This is a genomic window from Mucilaginibacter sp. OK098, assembly GCF_900142915.1.
GTDB lineage: Bacteria > Bacteroidota > Bacteroidia > Sphingobacteriales > Sphingobacteriaceae > Mucilaginibacter.
Map to the genome: position 1 here is coordinate 1,339,046 of NZ_FRCM01000001.1, position 25,847 is coordinate 1,364,892.

At 42.7% G+C, this 25,847-nt stretch carries 16 protein-coding genes; 4 read left to right on the forward strand and 12 right to left on the reverse strand.

Translation table 11 applies throughout. The annotated features are described in order from the left end of the window. Positions 1–202 precede the first annotated feature (202 nt). The 4 genes from BUE31_RS05560 to BUE31_RS05575 form a co-directional block, all read right to left on the reverse strand. Positions 203–586, reverse strand: a complete 384-nt coding sequence (locus tag BUE31_RS05560; protein ID WP_073401002.1) for a VOC family protein — start codon at positions 584–586, stop codon at positions 203–205. A gap of 82 nt (positions 587–668) precedes the next feature. Continuing rightward, positions 669–1,247, reverse strand: a complete 579-nt coding sequence (locus tag BUE31_RS05565) for a Crp/Fnr family transcriptional regulator (RefSeq protein ID WP_073401004.1) — start codon at positions 1,245–1,247, stop codon at positions 669–671. A gap of 496 nt (positions 1,248–1,743) precedes the next feature. Next, positions 1,744–3,285: a carboxylesterase/lipase family protein gene (locus tag BUE31_RS05570; protein WP_073401006.1), complete on the reverse strand. Its 1,542-nt coding sequence runs from the start codon at positions 3,283–3,285 to the stop codon at positions 1,744–1,746. 493 nt (positions 3,286–3,778) lie between these two features. After that, positions 3,779–4,501, reverse strand: a complete 723-nt coding sequence (locus BUE31_RS05575) for a hypothetical protein (protein ID WP_073401008.1) — start codon at positions 4,499–4,501, stop codon at positions 3,779–3,781. 1,130 nt (positions 4,502–5,631) lie between these two features. Between BUE31_RS05575 and ppsA the strand changes: the two genes are divergently transcribed. From ppsA to BUE31_RS05595, 3 genes are all read left to right on the forward strand, one after another. Next, on the forward strand, positions 5,632–8,283 hold the full coding sequence (gene ppsA / locus BUE31_RS05585) for a phosphoenolpyruvate synthase (protein WP_073401012.1): 2,652 nt from the start codon (positions 5,632–5,634) through the stop codon (positions 8,281–8,283). Positions 8,284–8,423: 140 nt separating this feature from the next. Beyond that, positions 8,424–9,278 (forward strand): SDR family NAD(P)-dependent oxidoreductase, encoded by an 855-nt coding sequence (locus BUE31_RS05590; protein ID WP_073401014.1) that lies wholly within the window; start codon positions 8,424–8,426, stop codon positions 9,276–9,278. Between the two features lie 72 nt (positions 9,279–9,350). Further along, complete coding sequence (locus BUE31_RS05595) at positions 9,351–10,271, forward strand: AraC family transcriptional regulator (RefSeq protein ID WP_073401016.1); 921 nt, start codon at positions 9,351–9,353, stop codon at positions 10,269–10,271. A 35-nt stretch (positions 10,272–10,306) separates the two neighbouring features. On the opposite strand, the gene BUE31_RS05600 is transcribed toward BUE31_RS05595, so the two are convergent. The 4 genes from BUE31_RS05600 to BUE31_RS05620 form a co-directional block, all read right to left on the reverse strand. After that, positions 10,307–11,233, reverse strand: a complete 927-nt coding sequence (locus BUE31_RS05600) for a Dyp-type peroxidase (RefSeq protein WP_073401018.1) — start codon at positions 11,231–11,233, stop codon at positions 10,307–10,309. Positions 11,234–11,453: 220 nt separating this feature from the next. Continuing rightward, a complete protein-coding gene (locus BUE31_RS05610; protein ID WP_073401022.1) occupies positions 11,454–12,986 on the reverse strand; it encodes a SusD/RagB family nutrient-binding outer membrane lipoprotein in 1,533 nt (510 codons plus the stop codon). A gap of 18 nt (positions 12,987–13,004) precedes the next feature. Continuing rightward, entirely contained in the window at positions 13,005–16,466 is a 3,462-nt protein-coding gene (locus BUE31_RS05615; protein ID WP_073401024.1) for a SusC/RagA family TonB-linked outer membrane protein, read from the reverse strand. Positions 16,467–16,491: 25 nt separating this feature from the next. Then, positions 16,492–17,529 carry a FecR family protein gene (locus BUE31_RS05620; protein ID WP_073401026.1) on the reverse strand — a complete coding sequence of 346 codons (1,038 nt, stop codon included), beginning with the start codon at positions 17,527–17,529 and terminating at the stop codon, positions 16,492–16,494. A 286-nt stretch (positions 17,530–17,815) separates the two neighbouring features. Between BUE31_RS05620 and BUE31_RS05625 the strand changes: the two genes are divergently transcribed. Further along, a complete protein-coding gene (locus tag BUE31_RS05625; protein WP_073401028.1) occupies positions 17,816–20,206 on the forward strand; it encodes an ABC transporter permease in 2,391 nt (796 codons plus the stop codon). Positions 20,207–20,315: 109 nt separating this feature from the next. On the opposite strand, the gene BUE31_RS05630 is transcribed toward BUE31_RS05625, so the two are convergent. The 4 genes from BUE31_RS05630 to BUE31_RS05645 form a co-directional block, all read right to left on the reverse strand. Further along, positions 20,316–20,948 carry an RNA polymerase sigma factor gene (locus tag BUE31_RS05630; RefSeq protein ID WP_073401030.1) on the reverse strand — a complete coding sequence of 211 codons (633 nt, stop codon included), beginning with the start codon at positions 20,946–20,948 and terminating at the stop codon, positions 20,316–20,318. Positions 20,949–21,360: 412 nt separating this feature from the next. Further along, complete coding sequence (locus BUE31_RS05635) at positions 21,361–22,605, reverse strand: DUF4998 domain-containing protein (protein WP_073401032.1); 1,245 nt, start codon at positions 22,603–22,605, stop codon at positions 21,361–21,363. Positions 22,606–22,633: 28 nt separating this feature from the next. Next, positions 22,634–23,872 carry a DUF5000 domain-containing lipoprotein gene (locus BUE31_RS05640; protein WP_073401034.1) on the reverse strand — a complete coding sequence of 413 codons (1,239 nt, stop codon included), beginning with the start codon at positions 23,870–23,872 and terminating at the stop codon, positions 22,634–22,636. A 44-nt stretch (positions 23,873–23,916) separates the two neighbouring features. Next, on the reverse strand, positions 23,917–25,821 hold the full coding sequence (locus BUE31_RS05645; protein WP_073401036.1) for a RagB/SusD family nutrient uptake outer membrane protein: 1,905 nt from the start codon (positions 25,819–25,821) through the stop codon (positions 23,917–23,919). Between the last annotated feature and the right edge of the window lie 26 nt (positions 25,822–25,847).

The following is a 25,847-nucleotide window of genomic DNA, read 5'->3' on the forward strand; positions in this document are numbered from 1 at the left end:
ACTATCCATGACAAGTTATATTGAACGTTCAGAGAGGGTGTCACCCTGAGCTTGTCGAAGGGCGACGTGCGCAGAGGCCTATCCGCGTGCTAAGCATAGTGCTGAGGCCTTTGCCCGCGTCGTGGTTCGACAAGCTCACCATGACAGCCCCACCCCTGTCATTCCTCCTTCGGAATCCGGTGGATTTTATATCTCTGCAAAACTATTTCATTGAACGTAAGCCAATCATATTTCCTTCTGTATCTTCTATTAATGCAATAAAGCCGTGATCGCCTATATCTTGTTTTGGGCGGATAATTTTACCCCCGGCAGCTTCTACTCGACTTAGTTCTGCATTAATTTCTTCGGAGTCAAAATACACCAAAGTGCCGCCAACGCCTGGTTTTGCTACATCCAGCTTTACCAACGCACCACTTGCACCTCCATTTTTCTGATCGTCCGGGAAAGTGGCATACTCCATTTGTGAATGCCTTTCACTATTCACGTGAAGATCCGTCAGCTCGCATTTAAGCACTTGGGTATAAAAATTTTTTGCTCTTTTGAAGTCTGAGGTATAGATCTCAAACCAGTTGACTGTATTTTTCATTTTATCTTAATTTTTAAATTAAATCAATAACTCAAAATTATCGTTGATAAAAACAAATACACTTGCCCTATGGCAAGAAATGCTAACCTGTAGAAATTTCTTTTCGGATCCTGCTTAGCGACGTATCCGTAATGCCTAAATAAGAGGCTATGTATTTTAATGGAGATTGCAGAATGATCTGTGGTCTTTCTTTTATAAGGTTTAAATACCTGTCAGTAGCACTAATTGTCACTACATCAATTGAGCGTTGTTTCAAAACGAATAATTGATTTGTTGCCCAGGTTCTTCCCCATTCTCTAAACCCTTCAACTTTATGAAGTAATTCCTGGAAGGTATCATATTCAATTTTCCAAGCCGTTCCATCCGATATGGCTTGAAAATTTTCTTTTGATGGAATTCTTTGAAATAGCGAGAAAGACTCTATTAATATTTCTTTAGGGCAATAAAATTCAGTAGTTATTTCATTACCATTATAATCATAAAGAAATGACCTGAATAAACCTTTTTCAATCACATAAAATTCCCCGGCAATTTTACCCTTTTCCAAAAGCATAGTCCCATGTGCAAATTCAATTTTTGTATGTGCTTTACTGATTTCTTCATAATCTTCCTTCCTCAGGAGCGGATGATTGTAAATTGTTTGAAAAAAATCTATTTCCATTCTTATTATAATTGTTTGTAAAAGGGATTTTCAAAGAAGGCCGGCGCGCATTCCTTAATCCAATTTACCTTAATTTTTAATTTACTAGTGCTCACTTAAAAAACTGAATATAATCTTCTGCAATTTATTGAACGTTTACTGGTTTTCCACCAGGTGTTCTTCCGGCTTTTCAAAAGCCATATTTATTCGATTTATTAACTTCGGCCAGCAAAGGTTAAAATCTGGCTGTTGCAGTCCGCTACGCCCGTTCTGTTAGTCAGGATTTATAGTGCCGGACTAAATTACAGGGAATTTGTCCCCCTTGTCAAATTGGTCTCACGGGTTACAAACCGATAATGACAGGATTTGTGGGTACGGCACATGAATATTAGTATAGCAATGCTAATCCAGAAAGCCTGTTAAAGATTATTTATTAATTTGAATTTAAGCGCTTAAATTGTTCGCGTTCAAGCAAAAAGGAACGGGCGGAGCATGGATTTTTCATGCATATAGATAGTTAATTTTTAAAGAATTCAAAAGCAGGCAAGGCAGGAAGGGGAATTGCCGTGATCCGCTCACCCAATTGCAGCACCCGGGTATGCTTTATGGTAAATGCGGGCCAGTTGGGCAAATCTTTAGCGTTGGGGTTGCCTGTAACTGCAAAGTTGATCCAGTAACCATTCATAGCATTACTTAAGAACCTGTCCCAATCGGTAAAGGGCTTGTTCCATTTATACAGGTTGTGTAAAGCATAAGCGGTTTGCGAACCGTGAAACGCCCCATAGTTGGGCTTGCCGGGTGCAGCATGGCTGAAATAATAGAACCAGGCCCTGCATTTTCCATGGCTGATCTGACATTTGGCCCATATATAGTTTTCCAGGGCAAATACGCTGTCCCTGGTCAAAAATAATTGCGATTGTGCGGCCTGGTCATCAGTATGGGCCGGGTAACGCTTTAAAAATATTTCCGCCTTTTGCCCGTACCGCTTTTGGGCTGCTGCCGTAAATGCTGCTGCCGTCAGGGGCGCAGTTTCTAAATCATCATCACCGGTATTGTAACCGATCAGCAGGTCCACATCATTCTGCTTTTCCCGAGTAAAAATAGCCAGGATTTGGTCGGACAATACATAACCGTCCACCACGGGCAAACGCATGTAATCGCCTTTCAGTAAGGTTTCTGCAGGTATGGCCCGCATTGCCGAAAGGTCGTCTGCATTTTTTTCGTTCATCGTTTTCAGGCCCTCTGCCTCTGCCTGCCGGAGGGTCAGGCAATGATTTGGTTTGAACAAGGGGCCGCTTTCTGAAATGGCCCGCCTGAACAACCCTTTGCTCAGCGGCGAGGCGATCATCGTCAGTACGCCGCAGGAACCCGCTGATCCCCCGTTTGCGGTTATATTTTGGGGGTCGCCGCCGAAGGCAGCGATATTTTGTTTGATCCACTTAAAGGCGGCGATCTGGTCCAGTATCCCGTAATTACCAGAAGCATGATGGGGGGATTCCCCGGATAAAGCAGGGTGTGCCAAAAAACCGAATATGCCCAGGCGGTAATTGATGGTTACCACCACCACACCTTTCTTTGCCGTTTGCTCCCCATCCAGTATAGGAACAGCGCCCGATCCGGCGGTAAAGCTGCCGCCATGTACCACGACGATGACCGGCCTTTTTTCTCCCGGCTGCTTAGCCGGGGTCCAGACATTGAGGTACAGGCAGTCTTCACTTATTTTTAAATCTTCGGGTATCAGGATTTCTTCCCCATAAGCATCCGCTGGAACGGGCTTGCGCTGCATGGCATTCGGCCCAAAGCGGTCACATTTGCGGATGCCTGACCAGGGGGCGACCGGCTGCGGCTCCCGCCACCGCAGTTCGCCTACCGGGGGCGCTGCAAAAGGTACGCCTTTGAAGATATGTACATCGCCTGTGGCATTGGTGGTGCCGGAAATAAGCCCCGACTTTGTTTGTACAACGGCCAGATCGTTGGCGGCAGGTTGGAATAAAGTAAAGCTAGTCACCGCCGCACAAACAAGCGGCAGGAGTAATAATGATTTTGGGAATATTCTCATACGGATACTAAAGAAACGCCTATTACAGCATATCGCATAAACGAAATGACAAGTGGTATGAATTACTTGACAAAATGCAGAAAATAGCATCCGCAAAGGTAGGAAAGGTTAAATCCCCGCCTGTCCAAGTGTGCCGCTTGGACACACAAAAATTTAAGCGTCCAGTTTAAATTAGAAACCATTGCTATTTTAAAGTAGAAGTCCATATTTATTTCATGTCACGCAATGCCTCAACCAACGAACTTTATTTTGCAACCTTAACCGGTAAGGGTGGGATTTGTGGGCACGGCACATGAATATTAGTATAGCAATGCTAATCCAGAAAGCCTGTTAAAGATTATTTATTAATTTGAATTTAAGCGAGACGCTTAAATTGTTGGCATTCAAGCAAAATGCTTGAACAAGCGGAAAATATTATATCGTTAGGCCACAAGCGAAACACCTTGCGCCAGCCGGCATTTTCCCCCAACAAAGGTCTTACACCCTACAAAATCTACTTCTTAAAATAATCACTTGCTTTATACAAAGCTTCCACCCATATGCCTGAATTTGCATTTAGTACAAATTCACTAACACCAACCCGTTTAGCGCCGGGCGCCCAATTGTAGGTGTAGCCCATGCGGGTCCAGGGATAATAAACCTGGCTACCGGTGAGGGGCATAAAATACGAGCTGATAATATTGGCGTTAAACCAAAGCTTATATTGCGGCGTTGCATTTGTGTCCAGCGTCCCGGAAGCTTTCGGCACTGTGATGCTGGGACTTCCGGCTGGTCGGAAAACGTCATCGGCCTGCACCCAAAATTGCGCAATATGGGTGTCCCCTGATACCGGCGGCAAGCCCAGCATTTGGTTGAGCTTCATAATAGTATCGGTTTTCGGGGTCATCTTATTACGCAGCCGGCCTTGCATCTGCCCCGGGATAAACATCCAGATCGCCCTTGTAGTTGTTGTTGAATCTCCTACCGGGTAACCTTTGAGATAACTGGTAAACGACGCCATCAATACGTAGTTTTTTCCGTGAATTGTTTTCCATTTCAGCACGGGGTTAGCTGGTGTTATCGTCATCAGGGTGTCGATGTTTTGAGCACTGCCGGCAATCATGGCAAGCTTGGTCGCCGCGTTGTATAGCCCGGTAAGATTGTTGTTTTGTGCGCTCAGCAGGGTGGTTTTGCATACAATTGCAACCAACAGGATAAGAACAGGTAGTTTTTTCATGATAAGGTTGTTTAGGTTAATCCTTCTGACAGATAAAAATCTTTGGTTTTAGCTGTTTCAATTCATTAGCTAATTTATCAAAATAAATTGGGAAGCAAAAAATTTATCAATCTGTTGTTTTTTTAAGTCGGCGTAGATTCAATGCTATTAAGTTAAGAGAACGTTGGTTATAACTGACCACATAGCAATATTCTATTGCCCCACCTAAACGGCAACGCCCTCATGAATGCCTATTAAAATAAACAACTGTGAATAATCCTCCCCGGTTGGCTACCGTGTACCCACATCTTTTATTTCAATTAATTATCAAGAAAGGCTGCTCCGGTAGGAGCAAAATATTGGTAGAAAAATAGAAAATAATAAATTTTCGCTCCATAGGTGCGAAACCTATTGGACTATTTTACCACGGATTTTCTTTAACCAACCAAAAGGTGGAATAGGTGTTGTACCTACGGCACAAAAAATATTTTTTGATATTTTTCTACCAATATTGAACCTCTCTGGGGTTTTATAAAAGGATATGGGTACACGGTAGCCCGGTTGGGAGGACTTGAAAAAATAAACATGGGCGAAGCTAAAGTCTCCCCTACCTGTGGAGATTTAGAGGGGGCTACCAGGCTTTGGGGAAGAATTGCGTTTGTGTTTCCCCTTAACTTAATAGCATTAAGGTGCTCCTGAAAGGGACCCTGCTGAAACAGAAGCAAAAAATTTATCAATCTGTTGTTTTTTTAAGTCAGCGTAGAGAACTACAATCTTTTTTGGGTTACAACAACCACAGATTCGGCTACATCCGCCCTCTCTGGCGTGTGTGCCGGGCAAAGGCCCGAAGAGGTGGCTACCCGTACCCCGCGTTTAGGCAGCCGTTTGCTATCAACGCGGGCATTTTTTTATTTATTAACGCCATGCAACCCCTGTCTATTCAAACATAAACGCACGTCCGCATGAATGCAAAAGACCAGGAACGCCCATACGCCCGGAAGCGTATCCCCCTCCTCCTAACCCCCATTTGTTGTAAACATAACGTATTCGTTTCCATCATATTGCGCGAAAAAAAATATAGTTAAAAAACTGTATTTTGATCCGTCATACCTTATATTTTTGACTTTTCACATCTCTAAAAAAACATCAGTATGCTATCGGAAGACAAACTAAACACAGTAAAAAAAACAGGATATGTACTTGATTTTCAGGAAATCGACAAATCAAAATTAATGCTTGCAGGCGGCAAGGGTGCTAACCTGGGCGAACTGTCCGGAATCAAAGGGATCCGGGTGCCGGCGGGGTTTTGCGTTACCACCGACGCGTATAAAAAAGTAACCGAAAATAACCGGGAGCTTAACGGCCTGCTGGATGAATTAACGCATTTGAAGGCAGATGAGCGGAAAAATATAAGCGAAATCAGCGCAAAGATCCGTACGACCATCGAAAGCGCACCTATTTCTGAAGATCTGGCAGAAGAGATTGCGGGTTATCTCACAAAGTTTAGTGAAGAAGATGCCTTTGCTGTGCGGTCGAGCGCTACCGCGGAAGACCTGCCGACGGCCTCTTTTGCAGGTCAGCAGGATACGTATTTGAACATTATCGGGAAGGAGGCGATCCTAAAGCATATCAGCAAGTGCTGGGCTTCCCTGTTTACTGATCGTGCGGTAACCTACCGCATTCAAAACGACTTCGACCACCGTAAAGTCTACCTGTCTGTGGTTGTTCAGCAAATGGTGTTCCCGCAGGCGGCTGGAATTTTGTTTACCGCCGATCCCGTTACCGGTAACAGGAAGGTGTTATCTATTGATGCCAGCTTCGGGCTTGGTGAGGCCATGGTCTCCGGACTGGTGAATGCGGATAATTATAAGGTGTGTAACGGCAATATTATAGATAAAATGATCTCCATTAAGAAATTAGCTATTTACGCTTTAAAAGGCGGCGGTACACAAGAGCAGGAGATTGAACCTCAGCATCAGACCAGGCAAGCACTGACGGATGAACAGATCTTACAGTTGGCTCATATAGGCAGAAAGATCGAAGAGCATTTTGGTAGCCCCCAGGACATCGAATGGTGCCTGGCCGACGATACGTTTTATATTGTCCAAAGCAGGCCAATCACTACTTTATACCCCATCCCTGAAGCGAATGACCAGGAGAATCACGTTTATGTATCTGTCGGTCATCAACAAATGATGACTGATGCCATGAAACCATTAGGATTGTCTGTTTGGCTTTTAACGACCCGGGCACCCATGCGTACTGCCGGTGGAAGATTATTTATTGATATTACAGCTATGTTGGCTTCACCTGCCGGCAGAGAAACGCTGGTAAACGTCACCCTGGGAAAATCCGATCCACTCATAAAAGACGCACTTACAACCATCATAGAGCGGAAAGATTTTATTAAATTGTTACCGGATGATAAAAAAGAATCCGGCCCGGATAAAAGCAATAAAGCTGTATCACCTGCGAATTATCAAACACTAAATGATTACGATCCAACAATCGTTTCTGATTTGATCAGGAGTAGTAAAGCATCGATAGAAACGTTAAAACAAAACATCCAAACCAAATCAGGATCGGACCTGTTTGATTTTATCCTGGAAGATCTCCAGCAATTAAAAAAGATCGCATTTGACCCGCAAAGTTTTGGTGTGCTTATGACCGGTATAAATGCTGCGTTCTGGATCAATGAAAAAGTGGACGAATGGTTAGGTAAAAAAAACGCGGCAGACGTTCTTTCTCAATCTGTGCCTAACAATATCACTTCAGAAATGGGTCTGGCGCTGTTGAATGTCGCAGATGTGATTCGCCCTTATCCGGAAGTGATCGATTACTTGCAACACGTAAAAAATGATAACTTTTTGGATGAGCTTGTTCAATTTGAAGGTGGACAGGAAACTCAGGATGCTATCTATGATTATCTCAGCAAATACGGAATGCGATGTAGCGGAGAAATCGATATTACTAAAACCCGCTGGAGTGAAAAACCATTAACACTTGTTCCCGTGATTCTCAGCAACATCAAAAACTTTGAGCCTAATGCAGGTAATCAGAAATTTGAGCAGGGACGACAGGAAGCTTTGAAAAAAGAACAAGAGTTACTGGACCGATTGAAGCAATTGCCGGATGGCGAACAAAAAGCCAAAGAAACAAAACGGATGATCAGTCTGCTCCGGAATCTCAGCGGTTATCGTGAATATCCCAAATACGGGTTTATTAATCGTTACTTCGTTTATAAGCAGGCTTTAATGAAAGAAGCCGAACAACTGGTACAAGCCAATGTTATTCATGAAAAAGAAGATATTTACTACCTTAGTTTTGAAGAACTTCGCGAACTAGTACGCACAAATAAACCGGATAACCAAATCATCGGCAAACGAAAAGATGAATACAAATTATATGAAAAACTAACTCCCCCACGTATTATCACATCTGATGGTGAGATTATTGCCGGTAAGTACAATCGGGAAGATCTCCCCGCCGGAGCTATTGCAGGTATGGCGGTTTCTTCCGGAATTATAGAAGGACGGGCACGTGTTATTTTAAACATGCAAGATGCCGATATAGAAAATGGAGATATATTGGTTACCACCTTTACTGACCCCAGCTGGACAGCATTGTTTGTTTCCATAAAAGGCCTGGTAACCGAAGTTGGCGGACTGATGACCCATGGAGCAGTTATCGCACGTGAATATGGCTTACCGGCAGTTGTCGCGGTAGAAAATGCTACCAAACTGATCAAAGACGGACAGCGAATCCGGGTGAATGGGACAGACGGATATGTAGAGATCCTATAAGAAGAACACTTGACCGGGCGGGGCAATATCGTTTTGATTTATCCCCGCTTTCTCATTTTGGCTACAAAATCCCTCAGTTAGGCTACAACCAGCCAATTGCATCTCATGACCTTTGTTGTGTTAATTTAAAACATAAAATCATGACACATCAAAATGATAATTCAGGTGCAAATAAAGTTTGGTTCATTACGGGCACTTCCCGGGGTTTTGGACGGGTTTGGGCCGATGCCGCACTTAAGCGTGGCGATAAGGTAGCAGCTACGGCACGCAAGCTGGAAAGCATTGCCGACCTGGCAGAAAAGTACGGCACAAACGTGCTGACTTTGGAGCTGGATGTAACCAAGCCAAACCAGGTGAAGACAGCCGTGGAGCAAGCGCATGCTCACTTCGGAAGGCTTGATATCGTTCTGAATAATGCCGGTTATTCACTTGTTGGTACGATTGAGGAAGCCAGCGCTGACGACGTAAGGGCGATGTATGATACCAATATTTTCGGTGCGCTTTCTGTTATCCAGGCGGCTTTGCCCTTGCTGCGCAGGCAGGGTGGTGGCCATATCCTGGGTACGTCCAGTAATTTGGGCCATGTAACCCTGCCGGTGATAGGTTATTACTGTTCCTCAAAATGGGCTTTCGAAGCCATCCACGAAAGTTTGGCCGCGGAGGTTAAGGAGTTTGGAATAAAGGTAACCATCATTGAGCCCGGAGCTTACGCCACCGAGTTCGGCAGCCAGGAGTCGTTAAAATTTGCACCCAGCCTTGACATTTACAAAGATTTTAAAGAGCAATTTTTCGGCCGCCTAAGAGGTATGGAAAGAGGAGATCCGGAAGCTACACCTGAAGCCATCTTTAAAATTGTTGATGCAGAAAACCCGCCGCTGCGGATCAACCTGGGCAGTCACAATTTATCCTGGACGCGCAGTGCCTATACCGAACGGTTGGCGGAATGGGAAGCGTGGGAAGATGTTTCCAATACAGCCCAGGGTGGAGCAAAATAATCTATAAGTAAAGAAATAATGATAGCCGGTAATTTGCAATATTATCGGTTATTATTGTATTAAATCTGCAACATGAAAAAGGAAGAAAGCCCTCAAAATTTCGAATCTTTGTCAGAAGCGCACCGGGCCTTTGGCTTGCCTAAGCCGGTGCATCCACTAATCAGTTTGATCAATGGCGCCAATTACCCGGGCCAGGTAATCCGACCGGGCGGTCCGCATGTACTTCATTTTTATAAGATCTCTTATAAGGCTAAGCTAAGCGGAAGGTTAAAATACGGCCAGGATTATTATGATTTTGATGAAGGCGGCCTGTTGTTTGCAGCTCCCAACCAAATAGTTGGCGGCGGTAGCGATAGCGAAACCACAGACTGTTCGCAATATACTTTACTGATCCATCCAGATTTTTTGTGGAATTATCCCCTGGCAAAAAAAATTAAAACATACGGCTTCTTTTCTTACTCCACTAATGAGGCTTTGCATTGGTCAGACAAGGAAAAGGCAACTATCATTTCAATTTTCAAAATAATTGAGGAGGAGCTGAACAGCAGGATAGATGATTTTAGCCAGGACGTAATTATTTCTCAAATTGAGTTATTGTTGAATTACGCCAATCGTTTTTACAAGCGTCAATTCATCACCCGCAAAGCAGTAAGCAACAACCTGTTACAAAAGCTGGAAGAAATTCTAGACAGATCTTTCGATAATGAAAGATCTTTAAGCCATGGAATTCCAACAGTTCAATATCTTTCGGAAACATTGAATCTGTCGCCCAGTTATTTAAGCGATATGCTGCGTTCTCTCACAGGGCAAAACGCACAACAACACATCCATAATAAGCTGATAGAAAAAGCGAAAGAAAGATTATCCACCACCAGCTTATCTGTAAGTGAAGTTGCATACGAGTTAGGCTTTGAACATCCGCAATCGTTTAGTAAGCTATTCAAAACAAAAACTAACCTTTCGCCATTAGAGTTCAGGCGGTCTTTTAACTAACAGACCTAAGCCGGTTAGTTACTTTAAGTTTATATTTAATTTGATGAAAAATCATCTATCATGTTAAATGTGGGCACAAAATACAAACTGCCGGTTTTTGCTGTGCTGAAATCTAATATGCTATCATAATTTCCTTCGGGGTTGCCAATAAACATATTATTCAGCATTTTTTGTACAGTGCTGAATGTACTTGCATAAGCTATAAAATAAGTACCCATTTCATTGGTAGACATATTGCCAAAGGGCATATTATCACGAACTATTTTAAGCTCGTCGCCAACATTGGACAACGCTATATGAGAATTTGAAGGCTTTACATCATCCGCCATTTCTATGTCATTCGATTTGGACCGTCCAATCACTTTTTCCTGTTGTTCAGTAGAAAGCCCTTTCCATGCTGTTAAATTATGAATATATTTTTGCACAAAAAGATAACTTCCTCCTTTATAATCAGGATCATCATCCCCTACTATACCGAAGAACTCCCTATCTTGCCCCTGGGGATTTTCAGTACCGTCAACAAAACCTAAAATGGAACGGCTGTCCCAATACCTGAAACCATGAATCTCTTCCGTACTGATAGCAACCGGGTTTAAAACATCCGATATTGCGGATGCCATATCATAGCAGATACTTGTGTTATCCGCTCTTATATGAAAATGCAGGTCCCCTTTGGAAGAAACCGCTGTGTGTTTCCCGCCAACCACAGGAACAAAATTCACTAATTCTTTAGGCAATGGACCAGGAAGCTGAAGCCGAAGCCAGGCATCGTGCCCTATCCCCATTACACAGCTTGCCCTGGAAGCAGGGAAACGGACATTGACAGAATTATTAAGGTTGATAAGCAGCTGGCAAACCTGGTTAAAAACAGCGCTAACCTCCAGGTTATCCTTAAAACTCCAAACCATAAATATGGTATTGTTATTGGTGTAGTCTGTTACATTCTGTGAATCCGGTTTCATAAGCGCGTGAAATATACCTGTAGTGAGGTACGAAAATAAACAAAATCGCTAACTGTATTAATATTGGTAGCTAATTCTGCAGGGAAATCGCTTTTAAAACAGAAGGCTCCGCTGGGGCCCGGGTAATTATGCACCAGCTTTTTTGTTGTCGCACCCCAAAAAAAAGGAAGGACTAAGTCCTTCCTTAAAACAAACCAATTTATATTAATTAACAACTCTTTTATTGTTTATCCCACCAAATCCTGGTCAGGAAATCATCCGATCCCTGCCTTGCTAAGACCGCCGCGTACGAGGCGGCGTTAAGGTTTTGCTCTGATATTGGGTAAAGCATCCGCCTGAAAATTTTCCCTCCGGTAGCATTGCCCACATAGTTATTTGGAACCAGCGCAGGGTAACCTGTGCGACGGTAGCTGGCAAACACTTCCTGCGCATCAGGGAAAATACCCACCCAAAACTGCGTATAGATCTGCCCCATCTGCTGGTCAAAAGTTCCGGCGGTATTAAGCTGGTGATAGCTTATATAAGTATTGATCTGCAAATTACTGATAGCACCTGCGCTGCCGCCAATTATTGCCCACTGACGCATTGATGCGCTTATTCCGTTTTGATACAAGGCACTGGCGGTTGAAGCGCTATACCAGCCCCTTAGTGCCGCTTCCGACAGCAGGAAATAGCTTTCGGCAGCTGTAAATACAAGGCGCGGAGAGTTTAGCAGCAATATAGTTTTAGGATTAGGCTCGGAGTACGTTACAAAATCTACAGGTTTTGTATTTAATGATGACGACATGCCTTTTTGTATAGCTGAGGTAGTATCAGCCACTCCCCCGTTGTAAACAATAGATACAGCGCCCAAACGCGGGTCTTTATTTGTTTTAAGATAGCTGATAAATACATCCTGGTATTTACCGCCTTCGGTATTTGTAACGCCATCCTGGGCTACATAATCATTATTCCACAGATCATTCGCCATTGGGTTTTTATTGATGTCCTGGCCGGAACCTACATAAGACACTTTGGCAATATCAGCATCATTTAAAATAACACCACCAGCAATGGCTTTTGTGGCCCAGGCCTGAGCTGAAGTAACATCAACCTTAGTCATCCGCATAGCACACCTTAGCATCAGGGAATACGCGAATTTTTTCCATTTATCGGTATTTCCGCCATAGATCAGGTCGGCAGCCCCAAATGTAGCTTTGCTTGCATCAAGACTTGTAGCGGCCTGGTCAAGCTCTTTTAGCAGATCGGCATAAATATCCTTTTGGGCATCATAAACCGGCTTGTAGATAGCCTGGTTATAACCCTGTCCGGCCTGCGAATATGGGATATCTCCATAAAGATCAGTTAACCGGCTAAAGCAATACACTCTCCAAATGCGGGCCTCAGCAACCAAATTAACCTGCGATGCATCAGTACCGATCGCCTTTATTACCTCAACAAGCTCATTGATCTCGTTAGGATAAGCATTGGTAAATGCCGCTGCCGATTGCTGGCTTTGACTTAAAACGTATTTTGAGCCAAAACCTGCAACATCATTAAAGCTGGTTGTGTATTGCATGGTACCCAGCAACAGATCAAGCATGCGGGTGGTACCGTCATATTCAGCTTTGGTAAATATATATTGCGGAATAGCTTTTGACGACGCGTTGGGGTTGACGTTAAGTGTATCGAAATTTTTTGTACATGATTGTGCAGTAATAATGCCAAGCATTACCAGTAAACAATAAGTATATTTTGTTATATTTTTTTTCATCGTATTCAACTTTAAATATTAAAACTTAACAGAAAGGTTTACACCAAGCGAGCGGGTACGGGGTAAACCAATTGATTCAAACCCCTGTGTATTGCTGTTGGTAAAGCTTTCCTCAGGGTCAAAATTATCCGTCTTTTTGTAGATGGTCCAAAGGTTCCTGGATACCAGCGAGATACTTGCCGACTGGATATGTAAAGCCTTTAAGTCGACTCCCGGGATAGTATAAGAAAATATAACCTGGCGCAGCTTAACAAAGCTACCATCATGCACAAACAGATCTGAGTACGTTTTATAGTTATCATAATAAGAACGCAGGCCACTTACAGGTACCGTCCTGGTGTAAGGCGCTCCTGTCTGATCAACACCGTTTAACACCAGTCCGTTTGCCCGGCCGGGTAAGGTTGTTTTCAGTAAACCCAAGCGTGTGGCATATACTTCCATTAACGAGAATACCTTGTTGCCGAATTTCCCATCAAGCAGGAAGCTAAGCGAGAATCGTTTGTACCTGAACTCGTTGGTTAAACCCATGGTAAGCGGCGCAACGCTTTTACCCAGCTGTTGCAAACCCGTTTGAACCGGCAAACCGGTTGTAGCGTTAAATACTACATTACCTTTTGCATCCTTTTGCATGCGGGTGCCTACAATGGTACCGTATGACTGTCCTTCAATATTATCAAGCAGGCCCCAACCATTTACAGAGCTGGCTATTTGCATGGTAGATAAACCAGGGGCAAGCTTTACTACCTTATTATCATTATAAGCTACGTTATAGCTGGCGTTCCAGCTAAAGTTTTTTGATTTTATGGGAATGCCGTTCAATAATACCTCGATACCTTTATTGCTAACCTGGCCAATGTTAAGTATTACGTTGTTATAACCTGATGTTGATGATATAGCAGTATTTACAATATCATTTGTTGTTTTACGATCATACACGGTAACATCCAATCCCAAACGGTTTTGCAGCATTTGCAGCTCGAAACCACCTTCTAAAGTTGTGGATGTGTATGGCCTTAGCTTACTATTGGTAATATCGTTACTGGTTACGTTTTGCAGCGGCTGGTCTGCGCTTTGAACGTTACTGTAGGTAAGGTTAATAACGTAAGGATCAGGTGCGCCGCCGCCAACCTGCGCCCATGAAGCCCTTAGCTTTGCCAAATTAAAAAAGCTGGGCAGCTTCACCGCATCTGACAATATAAAACTACCGCCTACACTTGGATAAAATATGCTGTTGCTTTGCGGACTAAGCGTTGAAAACCAATCCTTACGACCTGTGAAGGATAAAAAAGCCAGGCTCTTGTAATCAAAATCAGCCGAACCAAAAATGGAGTTGGTTACTATTTTGGCATTTTTTGGCGTAGTGACTGTTGTTGCCAGGTTGGTGGTGCTATAAAAGTAAGGGATGATAAACTGTAAACCGTTTATGGTTTGCTGGTTAAGGACGTTTTTACGGCTGTTAACACCGCCTAACACGCTAACATTAAAATCGTTTACAATTTTTGTTTTGTAGGTTGAGGTTACCAGTTCGTTAGTTTCAGATACATCTGATTGGATGGCCTGGTATTGCCCGGTTAGTATATATAATGTCCCGCTAGGCAGAATGTTTGAATAATTGTAGTTAAAAAAGTCCCTGCTTAAAGTAGCTTTGAATGTAAGATCTTTTATAGGAGTATAGGAAACCGATCCCTGGCCGATAAAACGGTTCTTTACATCATTTTCCTTGTATTTGTTAATTACAAAATACCCGTTTGATGCAATGGAGGCATCGTTCCAGATCTGCTCCTTCCCGCTTGCATCATAACCCGGGTTAAGCCAGCGTACATCAACCGTGTTGGCTACTTCAAGCGGGGTCCAGTTTGGGTTACCCAAAGCATCACCTGCGCCTGTACGGTTATGACCGGTTTCAATATTATATTGTGCCAAAGCTTCAATAGAGATCTTGCTGCTTAATTTACTGGTTAGCGCCAGGTTAAATGTTTTACGATCATACGTTGTTCCGGGTAAAACACCTTTACTATTCAGGTCGGCAGCCGAAAAACGGTAAGTAATTGCGTCAGTCCCGCCCAAAAACGCAAGGCTGTTGGTATAGGTAGAACCTGTTTGATAATAGTTTTTAAGATTATCCTTTTGTGCCGAGTAAGGATGGGTTTTGCCATCTACTGCTACATAATCGGTAGAGCCATCGATCTTTGAGCCCCATGACCGCCTGCCGGTTGCCTGCGCAGCTGCTAATGTGGTTGGCTTTACACCTCCGTCACCCTGTCCGTATTCGTATTGATAATCCGGAAAAACGGAAACATTATCATAAGTAGCGGTTGAGCTATACTCCACACCTACTCCTTTTTGGCTCCGGCCTTTTTTAGTGGTGATGAGGATCACACCATTTGCCGCACGCGAACCATATAAAGCGGCAGCGGTACCACCCTTTAGCACACTGATAGATTCAATATCATCAGGGTTTAAAGCAGCTATACCATCGCCACGGTCAACATTGTTGGTGGTACCGTTTACTGTTGGTGCACCGCCTGGCACGCTATTGTCAATAGGCATACCGTTAACCACATACAATGGCTGGTTATCACCTGCAAGGCCGCCGTTACCCCTGATCACGATGCGGCTTGATCCGCCCGGGCCGGTTGATAAACCTGCCGCGTTAACACCGGCAACTTTACCGGCTAAGGCATTAGCCACGTTATTTTCACGGGCCTGCGTAAACTCTGATCCTTTTACTTCTGTAACAGAATAACCTAGGGATTTCCGCTGTTTGCTGATACCTAACGCAGTTACTACAACCTCGTTTAAGGTATTGTTGTCTTCCTTCAATTTAATTGATAATACAGTATTAAAGTCGGAAACGGTGGTTTCATATTTAATATATCCAATATAGGCTACAGCGATGGTTACCGGCTTACCATTATACTTATCGGGAATGTTTAAGCTAAAATTACCCGAAACATCAGTTATAGTACCTACTGTGGGGTCGCTTTTTAAATATACCGATGCCCCGATAACAGGCTGCGAATCGTTGATTGACGTTACCTTGCCTTTTAAAACGCTGGCAACTAAGGTTACTGACCTGGCTGTTATGCTTTCTTCCTTTTCTTTCAATGAAAAAATTGAGATCTGATTTTCATTGATTTTTTTGTACTCGAGTTGAAAGCCTGATAATAGCTGTTTCAGGTTGCCTTCAAGGTCGTGTTGTTTTAAATTACCGGCCACACCCGCAGAAACAAATTTATTGTCCAGCAAACCCTCCTGGTAGGCTATTTGCACATTAAATTGCCTTTTTAAGCTTTCAAGCGCGTCCTTTAACAATACCCGGCCATCTTCCTGCGTCTGCCGGATCAGGTTATGTGTTTTTGATGCAGAAAGATTGTTGCGGGCCATTGCCAATTGGCTAAAGCCGGGGGCTGAATTGCCAAGCAGCAACAGCATAAGGCAGCAACATTTCAAGAAATTTGATAAGTCGAGTTTTCGCATAGTTTAATTAATTAGAGTGAGATCATTAGGGATTTTGAGATATAATAGTTATATTTTTATCAGTTTGTTTTACCTGAACATGCAGTGTTGTTGATATGGTTTCCAGTAGCTCGCTAACGCTCATTACATTTATCTCCCCTTCAATGCGCATAGCAGCCATAGACGGCTCTGCCAGTGATACATGATAGCCATAGTCATCCTGCAAGGTTTCTGTTATTTCATTCAGTGTAGCATCGCTAAAGCGCAAAAGATGCTGGGTCCAGCTCGTAATTTTAACAGGCTCGGCAAGCTTCCTTTTTTCAACCAGGTGCTTGTGGGCATATTCAATATAATCGCCCGGTTTCATAACCAGGGCGTTATGACTGGTTAAAACAGAGTCGAAATAATCAACCCGGATCTTACCGTTTACCAACCCGACATTGGTTTTATTATGCCTGTTTTTTACGTTAAATGTGGTACCCAGCACTTCAATATTCACATCGCTGCAATGCACGATAAAACGTTCGGACGTTTTAATATGCAGTGTGTCGCGGTTAATGTGCCGTACTTTAAAAAAGCCCTCACCGGTGATCCAAACCTCACGCGGGCCCTTTTCCCAATGAGCAGCATATTTTATGGTGGAATTGCCATTCAGCACTACTGTTGATTGATCAGGCAAGGTAACAGTACGCAATTCGCCATAAGTGGTGGTAACTGTGCGGTCTTTATTATAAAGCCATAATGCCAAACCAATTGAACTAACCAGTAATAGCATTGCAGCAATGCGCAGGTATTGCGGCATCCTGAAGATTTTTGGTTTAATGGCCTGCTGCTCCATAACCGCGGCTTCGATGCGGTTCCAAACCAATGCCTGGCGGTCTTCATTATAAAAGGTATCCTGTTTGCGGTATGTAGTAATTATTTGTGCGGCCTGGGTAATAGTACCTTTTTTACCGGGGAATTGCTCAATAAATGAATTCCAGAATAAATTAGTTTCTTCATCAGGGCTTATAACCCACTGAATAAAAAGGTCGTCATCAAGAAAGTTTTGCAGGGTATATGTAACGTATTTAGAAGAATCCATGTACAATAAAAGTTTGTTTTTATTCTTATATACATGGAGGTGGGCAAATTATCCCTTCATTTCAAAAAAAACTTTTAATAATTTGATTATTTGTTTTTTAATGCGACTTCTTGCCCGGTTGACGCTCTTCTGCCGATGCAATGAATGCGGACGATACATGTTCGCTATCGGTACAATCCCAATCGTTGAATTTTCAACAAGACACACGTAATCAACCAATTACAAGTTTGGCATCGTATTTAAGTATGATATACAGATATCTATTCATCGTACTTAACTTATCGCCATGATCAGGAACTATTTAAAAATTGCCTGGCGCAATATGTATAACAACAAGGTTTACAGCGCACTAAATATTATTGGCCTTGCCACCGGAATGGCCGTTGCCTTGCTCATTGGCCTTTGGGTGTTTAACCAGTATTCGTACGATCGTTTCCTGCCCGGTTATCAGCAGGCCTATGCAGTTAAAGTTAATTATACCAACCAACATGACGGTACGCGTACCTCTGGCACAGTAGCTATTCCATTGGCTGATGTACTCAGGAATACTATTCCAGGTATAAAGTATGTGGCTGAGACTGACATGGATGATTTTCAGACGCACGACTTCATGGTAGGCGACAAGAAATTACTCATCAACGGCGGCACCGTGGCGCCCGATTTTCTTAAAATATTTCAGTATCCCCTGGTAAAGGGCAATGTAAACAGTGTATTGAAGGCCCCATATTCCATTGTGCTTGATGAATCAACTGCAAGGTCCTTATTTGGCGATGACAATCCAATAGGCAAAACCATCAGGATCGATAACCAGCACGATGTGAAAGTTACCGGGCTGATGAAGGACTTTCCGGCTAACGCATCCATGCAATTCCATTTTCTGATGCCCTTCAGCTATGCTGAACAGACGGCAGACTGGGTGAAAAATGCCCGTAATCAGTGGGACAACTCCTCGTTTGAAATTTTTGTGGGGCTGCAACCTGGTGTCACCAATACGCAAATCGCCGCTAAGATCAAAAACCTGGTCTATCAAAATAATCCCAACGTCCGTGCTTTTAAGCCGGAAGTTTTTCTGTATCCTTTAAAAGACTGGCACCTGTATTCCGATTTCAAAAACGGTAAAGCAACTGGTGGCTTTATTGATTATGTGCGGATGTTCGGCATTATTGGTGCGCTGGTGCTCCTGATCGCATGTATCAATTTCGTGAACCTTTCAACAGCCCGTTCCGAAAAACGTGCGCGCGAAGTAGGAGTTCGTAAAGCTATCGGCTCCCAGCGGCGCGACTTGATCTTTCAGTTCCTGACAGAATCCATCCTGATCACTTTTCTCGCTTTCCTGTTATCGATAGTTTTTGTACGGTTAGCTCTTCCCGAGTTCAACGTACTTACAAACAGTGTCGTCCAAATTCCTTATCAAAATCCTATTTTCTGGTGCATCATGATCAGTTATGTACTCGCCACCGGTTTGCTGGCTGGCAGCAGGCCTGCATTTTATCTATCGTCATTTAATCCGGTAAAAGTATTAAAGGGCAGTATCCAGGTAGGTAAGGCGGCGGCGTTACCCCGAAAAATATTGGTAGTGCTGCAGTTTAGTTGCTCTGTAGCATTTATCATTAGCACAGTGATCATTTATCAACAAATTCAATATGCCAAAGACCGCCCTATAGGGTATAGCGCCGACAGGTTAGTATCAACTTTCATGACTAAAGACCTGGCCGATCACTATGAGCCCTTTAAAAATGACCTGATGGCCTCGGGCATGGTGGAGAATGTTACCAAAGCATCAAGCCCTGTTACCAATATCGGCTGGCATACCGGCATAGCAGGTTGGCCCGGACAAACAGCGGGTGAGCAGGCAATAAATGTTGGGGCAATAATTACAGACAACAATTATTTTAAAACTGTCGGCATGAAGCTCATTGATGGTCAGAATTTTTCGGCTGATGTTAATACTGATGCCAATAATATTATTGTTAACGAAGCGGCCGTTAGACGAATGGGCTTAAAAGAACCCATTAACAAATTGATCGGTTTTAATGGCATCAACGGCCGGTCACGGATCATAGGAGTTGTGAAGGATGCGCTGATGGAATCACCGTTTACACCTGTCGAACCTTTGGTATTTACCCATGGACAATTTGGCAGCCAGGTGATCTATCGGTTGGCATCCGGTAATAACCCACACACAGCCATCGAAAAGATCGGGAAGATATTTGATAAATATAACCCTGCTTATCCATTTACCTATGGGTTTGTACATGAAGCTTACGATCACAAATTCAACATGGAAACACTTGTGGGCAAACTTGCAGGCATTTTTGCCGGCTTGGCCATTTTTGTATCTTGCCTTGGATTATTTGGTTTGGCTGCTTATATAGCCGAACAACGTACAAAAGAGATTGCAATCCGCAAAGTTTTAGGCGCTTCTATAGCACGGGTATGGATGCTGTTATCAGGGGATTTTATTCTTTTGGTAACGATAAGTTGTGTACTTGCTTCACCAATAGCTTTATATTTTCTGAATGACTGGTTACAAAAATATGAATACCGGGTAACTATAGGGCCCGGAGTATTTGTGTTATCAGCTATTATGACGATCATGATCACTTTGATTACCATAAGTTTCCAGGCTATAAAGGCCGCTTTGGCCAACCCGGTAAAGAGTTTAAAAAGCGAATAACATTTTACAGAACTTCGGTAGAAAAGAATCCGGATCATTAAGTGGATAGTTAAGGCGCTACTATCTTAATAACATTACTGAAAGTGTATCATTAAAAATAACGACCTCATTAAAAGGCATTGTTTATAATAATTTGATTGTTTGTTTTCAAACCGTACAATAGCGCTAAAAGAATGGAGAGTTTTGATACGTGGAGCAGATCCTGTAATTTATTTAAAGCCTTGTATAACAGTTTATATGCTGAATTTACATTGATGCACATTATATCAGCAATTTCTTCATAGCCAAGGCCTTCGTAAAAACGCAAATAAATAATTTCCCGCTGGCGTGCGGGGAGTGTTTGAACAACAGATTTTATCCCAGCCTGGAGTTTCTTTTCTTCTTCATCAGCAATATATTGGTGATCAAACGATACTTCAAAAGCAAAGGAGTAATCGTCATCAATACCCACAAACTTTGAGCCTGATTGTAGTTTTCTAAAAATGATACTGCGTAATGATTTAAATAAATAGTTTTTTACAGATTCGGGGTTACCTAAGTTCTGTTTAGTGTTCCATAGTTTTACAAATAAATCGTGTACAGCATCTTCTATCAGGCTGAGATCACCTGTAAACTTATGGCCGTAATTATTTAAAAGCTTGAAGTAATTATTATATAGTTCGGCGTATGCGTCCCAGTCGCCCAACTTAAATGAACTCCACAATAAAATATCTTTTTCGCTATTGGCTTTTGCAGAAGTCATAAGCTACAACCTTCGAAATTCATCTTTGATTTATCAATAACATTATGAATATAATTTTATTTTTTAAATATTATTAATATTTTCTTAATAAACAACTCATATGTTGCACATTTTTTAATTATGTAAGAGATTGGGCCTGTAGGTTTACTAGCCCGGCAAATTGTCGGCCGGTATGTGTGCGAACAACCAAAAGCGAAAAAAGGCAGTGCAATTAAAGAAATTGGAATAAATGGCCGGTGTATAAAACAGATATGGATGTATTCCATGAAGGCTTTTCGGCCCTTGCTTTGCAGGCTATCTTCGATAGCAGCGTTTCGACATTTATTTGGAGAAAGATAACCAATAAGCCATTCCATCAGAATGACTTATTGATATATCATATTAGTGGGATTTAGGCGAAATTTTATATCATTTAGTTCAGCACATTATAAAACATGGTGATCTCACTTAAATTAGTATAGCTGCCCTCTCCGTCTGAATTATGCTTTATCCTGATCCGGATATAACGTGCAGGAACAGCGGTGTTATCCAGGTTAAATTTCAATGCGGCCTGCCCATCATCTGTTCTCTTAACTTCTTTTAGTAATTTCCATCCTTTCGCAATGGCCTCTGCGGTCCATCCCGGATCATTCGGCTGCAATGTAGTTGCAGCATTGGTAATATCGGTAATGCCCCAAACTTCAAAATCATCCGGGTTGTGGCAGCAATTGCGCCCTGTTTCCTCTATCTGGGTTAAACTGTTATAGATCTTGCCCATGTCAAATGTTAGCGTTTGAGGAAGCTGGTGCGCGCCATCACTATGAAAGATATTAGGAAATCCCTGGGGGCCAACGCTCCCATCCCAAAGCCGGTCTATGTCTGTATCGCCTTCATAGGGATTCATATCATTCGGGAGCTTTACCTTTGAAAACTTGGATTTGTCACAAGCTGCATATCCGAATATTTGCGGGAATACGGTGTAATTATTCACATTAAAGGTATCAATAGCCCCCTTAACCGGTACATAAGCCGACCTGTATTCCAGCGTTGATCCTCCTTTAAAATCGGTTAACGTAATACTGCTATCCCTGTATAACAATTTTTCAACCGCTTGCCCGCTCCTGTTTGTATACTTGATGGTGGTTGAAGTATTATGAGCAAAGCTGAACGTTTCACCCGCTGTGTCAATTTTGTAAAAGTTAAGGGTAACATTTCCATTGGCAGATATGGTGTAAGGGGCTGCTACCTTATAAGCCCTGTTTACGAGACCCGACTGATAGCCTGGTCCGTAAACTTTTACATTATTAATATTGAGCGGGATTGACTTATTACCTTGCGCATCATAAGAGTAAACGATAAAGGAATAAGAATATTCACTCAGATTGGGTACAATTACGTGTAAAGTATCTGCCGGGTTGTGGTCTGATGATGTATAGGTCAGCGAATCGGCATGGTTATTCCAGAAAACAACATACTTAATTATACTAGGATCAGGACTTGGATTCCAGAGCAGCTCTACTCTCAAATTACCCGGTTCGTAATGCGGGTTATTTACAACCCCGGGATATACAAGTTCTTTCCCGTTCAAAAAATTCTTAAACTCCGTATCTCGTTTTACACAACCGATAAAGCTACCTGCCAGTATCAGTACTATAGCTATTTTGAAAATTAATTTCATAATTTTTTTATTTAAACATTAATAAATGTTACTGCGGGTTACCATAAATTGAAAATTCCATCACGTGCGCAAAATCTCCATTCGACCATGTGTCGTGAACTAACAGGCGGAAATATCTTATAACAGGCGCACCCGGGGGGATATCAAAATTAACCCCTGCCGCTACAAATGCATTATCAGCAGCGTTGGTAAAGCCGGGTGTAAGACCCGATGGCGGATCAGGAAAATGATAATTACCTATATCTACCCAATCGCCAACTACAGTTCCTACAGGAGCCGATTGTGGTAATAAGGCATCCTGCGGAGCCGGTTTATTTGAACCCCAAATAGAAAAATCCTTTGGGTTACCGTGTGCATAAGAATATTGATCCGGTCTTTCCCACATAATGAAACGGCTCAATTGCGCGGATACCCCCATACTGAACGTGCATTGAATTGGTTGCGGCCCACTCGGCCCGGTATGCCATCCGTTTGAATAACCGTCGGTTTTATTATCCCATAAATAAGGCACCTCCCATCCGTAAGCAGTGGGGCTGTCTGTTGGTAATTTATAAATTGAAAATTTGCTTTTATCAAGCAGTGTTTCAAATATGGGGGTTACGGTCATGAGTGTAGTATCGGAAACATTTCCATACTTATCAGTAACGTAGGCACCAATTAGTCTTGGTGTTGGAGAAAATCCCCTGATGGTATAATTTATACTGTCTTGGTTGGTATAATGTTGATCCGAAACTTCGAGTGCATGGGTTGAAACGTCCATCGCTACCAAAATCAATCCGACTGGCGACTTGCCCCGATTTATTGCCTTTAAATTTACACCGCCAAAATCAGCCGTCAGCTTAATAGTTGGTTTCACCAGCAGGTAATAAGGGGTATCAGGGTGAACAGTTACAGTAACCGGATCAGACTGTACATTGGCGCGGCTTACCGACCATAAGGTTACACTATAATCTTTGCTTTTTGCAAAACCTTCAACCAAAACGGTATCGGTGTAATAGCTTGATTTGGTTTGACGCACTACCTTCCCGTTGATATTGTATTGCGCCAATACATATAAAAGATTTGACGAATTAGGCAACGTATAAGTAATATACGCCGCACCATTCAGGTTTTTGACTTTTATATTGGTAATTACACCTGGTTTTGTTTTATCCGTAGATACCGGTACGGTATACCCGTCATTCTTTTTACATGACCCTAATAAAACCAACAGCAATAACGGTAACACCGGTAATAGCTGCTTTATATATTTTTTTATCTTTATCATCACTTTCAATTATTTAAAATTTATGAATCGAGCTTAAGTTTCTGCTACCAGTAAGGGTTTTGCACCAGGTTATTATCAACAATAAGGTCATTATCCTTAATTGGCCACAGGTAGTTCTTTATCCCGAATACGGGGATCAGAACTGAGCGCGGATGATAATAATTACCGGCTTCAGATTCATAAATATTCCACCCCTGCAATGGGCTGCTTAATACGCTCTGCAGTTCTTTCCATCGGCGCAGATCCCAGCCACTTTGGGCTTCAAAACAAAGTTCTATTCGTCTTTCCTGGTGAATTATCGCTCTCAAACCATCCTTTGTAGAGAACTTTGAAGGATTTTTCGAATACGCGGTCCATGAGGCTTGTACCCCTTGTAAGCCGGCACGTGCTCTTACCTTATCTATATAAGTAAATACATCAGAAGAAGGGCCGTTAACCTCGTTCAGGGCCTCGGCATATAACAAATACAGGCCGGCAAGGCGCATTACAGGTAAGTGAAATTCAATTGATGCAAATCCATCGTCATAAACGGAAAGATAATTGGCCAGTTTTTTGGGCCAGTAGCCGGTTATATTTAAAGTGTTAAGGTCTTTGGGGCCCGCTAATGATGAATTACCGCGTGCTTCTACATGATACAGGTCATTAGTGTTTGTTTTCCCGTTTCCAAACCAAATACCGCCATCAAAGGCAATATTCGCATAAAACCTCGCTTCGCGCCCAAAATGCGCCTTTATAGTGGTATATCCATTCTGAATATAAAAGCGGCTTGCATAATCACCGGCCTGCAGGTTGTATCTCCCGGCATAGTCAAATGTATTATCTTCATTTAGCGGAACACCTTTATCAGTATAAAAGAGCTCAGCTGTAGAAATCGGAACCGCAAATGTTGACGGATTTGAGAATATGTTTACAGCTGACTTTGGGGTCATCCTCGGGGTAGCATAACCCTGGTCTGGAAATGTTGGGTTTAGGGCCCAGATCAGCTCAGAATTTTGATCCCATTTTTCTGTTACCGCATTCTGTATTGTTAAAACCTTGTTTAAAGAATCAGGCACGCTTATGGCCGGTGCAGAAAAGGTGTATAGTTTTAATCCGGCGGCAGTACATGCGTCAATGGCCGCTTTAGCAGCATCGGCCGCTTTTTGCCATTTTGAAGCATCGTAGGCGCTTGAAAAAAGAGGTGTCCCATTTTTATTTTTGATCCCCGTATAATCAGGATTCCCGTTAAATAAAGGGCTTGCTGCTGTGGCCAAAACTTCTGCTTTAACAGATAGCGCAATAACCGAGGTTATCCGGCCTAGTTCCTGCGCCTTATTATCAATAACCGCCGGCAGGTTTGGCGCTGCTTCATCCAGCAATTGGGTGATGTAGCTGAAAACAGAATCAACGGGTGACCTGGCTACCCTTACCTGCTCTGTTGAAGCTGTTATATCTAAATTTGTTTTGATGATAGGGATCGGTCCGTATAAACGCACCAGGTAATAATGATAGTAAGCTTTCAGAAATTTCACTTCTGCTATCCAGCGTTGTTTCTCAGACGGGCTCAGGTCAACGGGTTTATCAATATTTTCAAGCATGGTGTTACACCTGCGGATTGACCGGTAAATGGCCACCCCTCCGTTTTCACCATCCCAAAAATTGAGGCCTACATTAGCACTGGTTTGGGTTCCGCGGATAAGCGCAAATCCAGTTTCCATAAGCGGGTGGTTGGTAAGGTCATTAGGATAAATGATCTCGGATGAAGTAGTAAACCCAACGTTGGCCGTGGGGTCATAAAACTGCTGTAACGTAGCATAGCAGGTAAAAAGATAATTTTCTGCTTCATTGCGGTTTCTGAAGGCATAATCCAGCGTGCCGGTATTGTCAGGAACAACATTCAGGTATTTTTTACATGACACTCCCGAAAATACCAGGATCATCAGTAGTAAGATTTTATAATATTTTTTCATAATTCTATTATTTATAAAAAATAAAG

What these genes read in the sequence shown, in the direction of transcription:
- BUE31_RS05590 (WP_073401014.1), top strand. Translation starts at nt 8,424, where the DNA reads ATGACACATCAAAATGATAATTCAGGTGCAAATAAAGTTTGGTTCATT.
- BUE31_RS05615 (WP_073401024.1), bottom strand. Translation starts at nt 16,466, where the DNA reads ATGCGAAAACTCGACTTATCAAATTTCTTGAAATGTTGCTGCCTTATG.
- BUE31_RS05645 (WP_073401036.1), bottom strand. Translation starts at nt 25,821, where the DNA reads ATGAAAAAATATTATAAAATCTTACTACTGATGATCCTGGTATTTTCG.
- ppsA (WP_073401012.1), top strand. Translation starts at nt 5,632, where the DNA reads ATGCTATCGGAAGACAAACTAAACACAGTAAAAAAAACAGGATATGTA.
- BUE31_RS05625 (WP_073401028.1), top strand. Translation starts at nt 17,816, where the DNA reads ATGATCAGGAACTATTTAAAAATTGCCTGGCGCAATATGTATAACAAC.
- BUE31_RS05610 (WP_073401022.1), bottom strand. Translation starts at nt 12,986, where the DNA reads ATGAAAAAAAATATAACAAAATATACTTATTGTTTACTGGTAATGCTT.
- BUE31_RS05620 (WP_073401026.1), bottom strand. Translation starts at nt 17,529, where the DNA reads ATGGATTCTTCTAAATACGTTACATATACCCTGCAAAACTTTCTTGAT.
- BUE31_RS05575 (WP_073401008.1), bottom strand. Translation starts at nt 4,501, where the DNA reads ATGAAAAAACTACCTGTTCTTATCCTGTTGGTTGCAATTGTATGCAAA.
- BUE31_RS05560 (WP_073401002.1), bottom strand. Translation starts at nt 586, where the DNA reads ATGAAAAATACAGTCAACTGGTTTGAGATCTATACCTCAGACTTCAAA.
- BUE31_RS05600 (WP_073401018.1), bottom strand. Translation starts at nt 11,233, where the DNA reads ATGAAACCGGATTCACAGAATGTAACAGACTACACCAATAACAATACC.
- BUE31_RS05595 (WP_073401016.1), top strand. Translation starts at nt 9,351, where the DNA reads ATGAAAAAGGAAGAAAGCCCTCAAAATTTCGAATCTTTGTCAGAAGCG.
- BUE31_RS05570 (WP_073401006.1), bottom strand. Translation starts at nt 3,285, where the DNA reads ATGAGAATATTCCCAAAATCATTATTACTCCTGCCGCTTGTTTGTGCG.
- BUE31_RS05640 (WP_073401034.1), bottom strand. Translation starts at nt 23,872, where the DNA reads ATGATAAAGATAAAAAAATATATAAAGCAGCTATTACCGGTGTTACCG.
- BUE31_RS05635 (WP_073401032.1), bottom strand. Translation starts at nt 22,605, where the DNA reads ATGAAATTAATTTTCAAAATAGCTATAGTACTGATACTGGCAGGTAGC.
- BUE31_RS05630 (WP_073401030.1), bottom strand. Translation starts at nt 20,948, where the DNA reads ATGACTTCTGCAAAAGCCAATAGCGAAAAAGATATTTTATTGTGGAGT.
- BUE31_RS05565 (WP_073401004.1), bottom strand. Translation starts at nt 1,247, where the DNA reads ATGGAAATAGATTTTTTTCAAACAATTTACAATCATCCGCTCCTGAGG.